At 55.0% G+C, this 4605-nt stretch carries 5 protein-coding genes; all 5 read left to right on the top strand.

The genetic code is table 11. The features are described from left to right. A partial coding sequence (locus TY09_RS17275) for a hypothetical protein (protein ID WP_042436953.1) occupies positions 1-542 on the top strand: 542 nt, incomplete at its 5' end. Positions 543-603: 61 nt separating this feature from the next. Next, complete coding sequence (locus TY09_RS17270) at positions 604-2367, top strand: helicase HerA domain-containing protein (RefSeq protein ID WP_207729943.1); 1764 nt, start codon at positions 604-606, stop codon at positions 2365-2367. A 19-nt stretch (positions 2368-2386) separates the two neighbouring features. Continuing rightward, positions 2387-2866, top strand: coding sequence for a hypothetical protein (locus TY09_RS17265; protein ID WP_018213974.1), 480 nt, complete (start codon positions 2387-2389; stop codon positions 2864-2866). A 13-nt stretch (positions 2867-2879) separates the two neighbouring features. Beyond that, a complete protein-coding gene (locus tag TY09_RS17260; RefSeq protein ID WP_018213973.1) occupies positions 2880-3917 on the top strand; it encodes an amidoligase family protein in 1038 nt (345 codons plus the stop codon). Positions 3918-3929: 12 nt separating this feature from the next. Beyond that, positions 3930-4433 carry a gamma-glutamylcyclotransferase family protein gene (locus TY09_RS17255; protein WP_018213972.1) on the top strand — a complete coding sequence of 168 codons (504 nt, stop codon included), beginning with the start codon at positions 3930-3932 and terminating at the stop codon, positions 4431-4433. Positions 4434-4605 lie beyond the last annotated feature (172 nt).

Raw genomic sequence — 4605 nt, 5'->3', positions numbered from 1 at the left:
GCCAGCTCATGGGCATTGATGGCATCACCGCCCACAGCCTTGTAACGCCCCACGGTGAGCTGGTGTTTTTTATGATTAAACCGACCAATATCAGTGTTTTGTCTGAGAGCAGCGTGGGGGCAAGAATCTACGCTCTTATGAATGTTCTCAAGGGCATTGCTGAAATTGAAATGCTGTGCCTGAACAGCCGGGAAAACTTCGAGGACAATAAGAGTTATCTCAAAGCAAGAATGGATGCCGAGCAGAATCCTGTCATCCGAAAACTGCTGGCACAGGATCAGACCGCCCTTGACCGTATGCAGGTGCAGATGGCAACGGCAAGGGAATTTCTAATCATCATCCGGCTGAGAAATGAAAAGGAACGCGATGTTCAGCCCTACCTCTCCCGCATCGAAAAGAGCCTTAAGGATCAGGGCTTCACGGTGCGCAAGGCGGGTGAATCGGACATCAAGCGCCTGCTGGGTGTCTATTATGAGCAGAATGTCACAACGGAACAATACGAGGATTATGACGGAGAAAGGTGGGTGATTTTCGGTGAGTAAAAACAGAAAAAGAGAAAAATCAGTGCCGCAGGAGGATGCAAAAATCAAGGATTTCCTTGACATGATCGCTCCGGGCATCATCAAATTCAACACCGACCACTTCATATGCGGCAACACCTACCGCTGTGTGTGGGTGCTGCGGGAATATCCCACAGCTACCGAGGAACAGGCCATCCTGCGCCACCTCGGAGAAAAGGACGGCGTGACCCTGCGCATCTACACCCGTCAGGTAACGGCGGCCGAGGAAAAGAAGATCATCCACAATGCCGCCAACAAAAATCGCATGGATAAGAGCAGTACCAACGATCTCCAGCAGACCGTCACCGCCGAAAGCAATCTGCAGGATGTAGTGACGCTGGTCTCCTCCATGCACCGGAATCGGGAGCCGCTTCTGCACTGCGCTGTTTTTATCGAGCTGACCGCTCACGATTCCGATGCGCTGAAGCTGCTCCAGACCGATGTGCTCACCGAGCTGGTGCGCTCCAAGCTCAATGTGGACCGGCTCATGCTGCGCCAGCGGGAGGGTTTTCTCGCCGTAGGCCCCGCTGGCTGGAATGTGTTCGCCAGCCAGTTTGAACGGGTGCTGCCCGCAAGCTCCGTGGCAAACCTCTATCCTTTCAACTACAGCGGTAAGACCGACCCTCACGGCTTTTACCTCGGCAGGGATAAGTTCGGCTCCAATATCATTGCGGATTTTGACAAGCGCGACGATGACAAAACCAACGCCAATGTCCTGATACTCGGTAACTCCGGCCAAGGCAAGAGCTACCTGTTAAAGCTCATTCTCTGCAATATCCTCGAATCGGGCAAGTCGGTTCTGTGCCTTGATCCAGAGCACGAATATGTGGAGCTGGCGGAAAACCTCGGCGGCTGTTTCATTGATCTCATGTCGGGCCGGTACCGGATCAACCCGCTGGAGCCGAAAACATGGGACGAGGGCGGCAGCCCGGAGGACACCGACGCGCCCCAGGCGTTCCGCCAGTCCACCAAGCTCAGTCAGCACATCAGCTTTCTCAAGGATTTCTTCCGGTGCTACAAAGATTTTTCCGACCGCCACATTGACGCCATTGAAATCATGCTGGGCAAGCTGTACGAACAGTTCGGAATCAGCGACCGCACCGATTTCAAGAGCCTTGCCGCCACGGACTACCCCATTTTGTCCGACCTCTATGCCCTGATTGAAGCCGAGTACAAGGGCTACGACAAAACCAAATACCAGCTCTACCCGCCGGAGCTTTTGCAGGAAATCCTGCTGGGGCTTCACTCCATGTGCATGGGCGCGGAAAGTCAGTTTTTCAACGGCCACACCAACGTAACCTCCGACCGCTTTATTGTGTTCGGAGTAAAAGGCTTGCTCCAGGCCAGTCGGAACGTGAAAAACGCCCTGCTGTTCAATGTTCTGTCCTTCATGAGCGACAAGCTTCTGACCGAGGGGAACACTGCCGCCTCCATTGACGAGTTGTATCTGTTCCTCACGAACCTGACAGCCATTGAATACATCCGCAATTTCATGAAGCGTGTGCGCAAGAAGGAATCGGCGGTTATTCTTTCGTCACAGAACTTGGAGGACTTCAATATTGAGCACATCCGCGAATTGACCAAGCCGCTGTTTTCCATTCCGTCTCATGCGTTTCTGTTCAACGCAGGTAACATCGACAAGCGGTTCTATATCGACTCCCTCCAGCTGGAAGAAAGCGAATACAACCTGATCCGCTTTCCCCAGCGCGGTGTCTGCCTCTACAAATGCGGCATTGAGCGGTATAACCTCGCGGTTCACGCTCCGGCATATAAGGAGAAATTGTTCGGAACGGCGGGCGGCAGATAACATGGAAAGGAGAAAAATCATGAACAGACTGCAACAGCAGAAAGAAAACAAATCAGGACTCCTCGAAGATATGCTGTCCTTCATCCGCTACACACCCAATCGGGAGGCGGATCTTTTAGCGTTTATGGAGAAATACCAGAAAGCGGATTGCGACGAGCGCCCCGCCATTTTGGAGCAGCTCCGGTGCTGCATGGATGGCAAGGAATACCCCGATCCCTACGCCGGGAGCTACCACTATACCCCGGAGGATGTGTCTGTCATGGGGCAGATTCTGGATGACTACATTGACGACCTCACCTTGGCGCAGGGTGATCCCGCCGCCGTTTCAGAGTGTGTGCGGGATACGGTGCTGAAAATCAATGCGCTCAACGAGGAATGCGGGCGGTATCTCATTGATACCTGGCGCAGGGAACGGCTGTGCGGCTTCATCAATTCCGCGGCGGAGCTGGCGGGGCTGTCTCAGGAAAAAGACCTGACCCTGCAGCACAGGATATGGTAAAGGCGGTGAGTAAATGGAGATACAGGGTCAGGATTTCGGGATTGAAATTGAAATGACCGGGCTTACCAGAAGCCGCGCTGCCGAGGTCATTGCCGAATATTTCGGCACCACAAAAGAATATGAGGGCAGCTTCTATGACACCTATTTCGCAAGGGATACCACCGGCCGCAAATGGAAGGTCATGAGCGACGGCAGTCTGGACTGCCAGCGGAAGGAGGGCCGCAGGAAGGTCAGCGCCGACCGGAACTACAGCGTGGAGCTGGTCAGCCCCATCTGCCAGTACGGGGATATCGAAACGGTGCAGGAGCTGATCCGCAGGCTCCGGGAGGCCGGTGCGTTTGTGAATTCCTCCTGTGGCATCCACATTCATATCAATGCCGCGCCCTTTGACGCACCCCACCTCCGTAATCTGGTCAACATCATGGCGGCCAAGGAGGATATGATTTACAAGGCGCTGAAGGTCTCGCGTGGGAGGGAAAGCCACTACTGCCAGAAGATTGACCCCGCTTTTTTAGAGCGGCTCAACCGGCAGAAGCCCGCCACCCTCGACCGGCTGAAAAGCCTCTGGTATAACGGCGGGGACGGCAGCCGGGAGCATTACCACCATAGCCGCTACCACTGCCTGAATCTGCACAGTGTGTTCCAAAAGGGTACGGTGGAATTCCGGGCGTTCAACGGAGAGCTGCACGCCGGAAAAATCAAGGCGTACATCCAGTTCTGTCTTGCCATGACCGCGCAGGCGCTCAACCAGCGGTCGGCAAGTCCTACGAAAACACAGTCCAGCAATGAAAAATATACTTTCCGTGTTTGGCTTCTGCGCCTCGGTATGATCGGGGACGAGTTTAAAACCGCCCGTAAGCATCTGCTGGATCATCTGGAGGGCTGCATCGCGTGGAAAGACCCGGCACAGGCCCAAAGGCAAAAGGAACGGCTGCGTCAGAAGCGGGAGGCGGAGCGTCAGCAGACACAGGCTCCCCCGGAAGAAGCGGTGCCGGAACCTATTATGGAAGCGGAGGACGAGCAGTCCCCCGCTTTTACTATGTCCATGTAGAAGGGAGAACGTATGAAAAGCAAACTGTATATCGCCTATGGCAGCAATCTTAATCTGCCGCAGATGGCGCACCGGTGCCCATCCGCCAAGGTGGTGGGGGCATCCGAAATCAAGGATTATGCCCTTGTGTTCCGGGGCGGCCGAAACGGAGCCGTTGCCACCATTGAGCCCTGCGAGGGTTCCTCCGTCCCTGTTTTGCTGTGGAAGATCACGCCGAAGGATGAAGCGGCGCTGGATGTTTATGAGGGCTTTCCCCGGTTCTATGACAAGGAACTGATGGAACTGCCACTGGATGGACAGTCGGTGTCCGCCATGGTCTATGTGATGACGCCGGGGCATCGCTTGGGGTATCCCTCGGACTATTACTACAACACCATCCGTGAGGGCTACAAAACCGCGGGCTTTGACACCGCTGTTCTGGAGCAGGCGGTGGACTATACCGAGCAGCTCATGGCAAGTGAGCCGGAGCCGGAACAGCAGAGTCTATTCGGCTTTGGCGGTCTGAAATGGTGGTGACGGCATGGCAGATCCCGCAACCATCGCAGCTGTTGTAAAAGCCGCCGCTACCGCGCTCTCGGATGAACGCACCCGGAAAACCATCTGCTGGATCATTGCCGCCGTCCTGTCCCCGCTGATTTTGGTCGTCGTGCTGGTCTGCTCCTTGCTTTCCGGCACCACAAACCACAAC

Origin of the sequence: Faecalispora jeddahensis, assembly GCF_000577335.1 — a bacterium.
Taxonomy (GTDB): domain Bacteria; phylum Bacillota; class Clostridia; order Oscillospirales; family Acutalibacteraceae; genus Faecalispora; species Faecalispora jeddahensis.
Note: the sequence above shows the minus strand (reverse complement) of the source record. Positions and strands in the feature narration are given on the sequence as shown.

What these genes read in the sequence shown, in the direction of transcription:
- TY09_RS17270 (WP_207729943.1), top strand. Translation starts at nt 604, where the DNA reads ATGATCGCTCCGGGCATCATCAAATTCAACACCGACCACTTCATATGC.
- TY09_RS17265 (WP_018213974.1), top strand. Translation starts at nt 2,387, where the DNA reads ATGAACAGACTGCAACAGCAGAAAGAAAACAAATCAGGACTCCTCGAA.
- TY09_RS17260 (WP_018213973.1), top strand. Translation starts at nt 2,880, where the DNA reads ATGGAGATACAGGGTCAGGATTTCGGGATTGAAATTGAAATGACCGGG.
- TY09_RS17255 (WP_018213972.1), top strand. Translation starts at nt 3,930, where the DNA reads ATGAAAAGCAAACTGTATATCGCCTATGGCAGCAATCTTAATCTGCCG.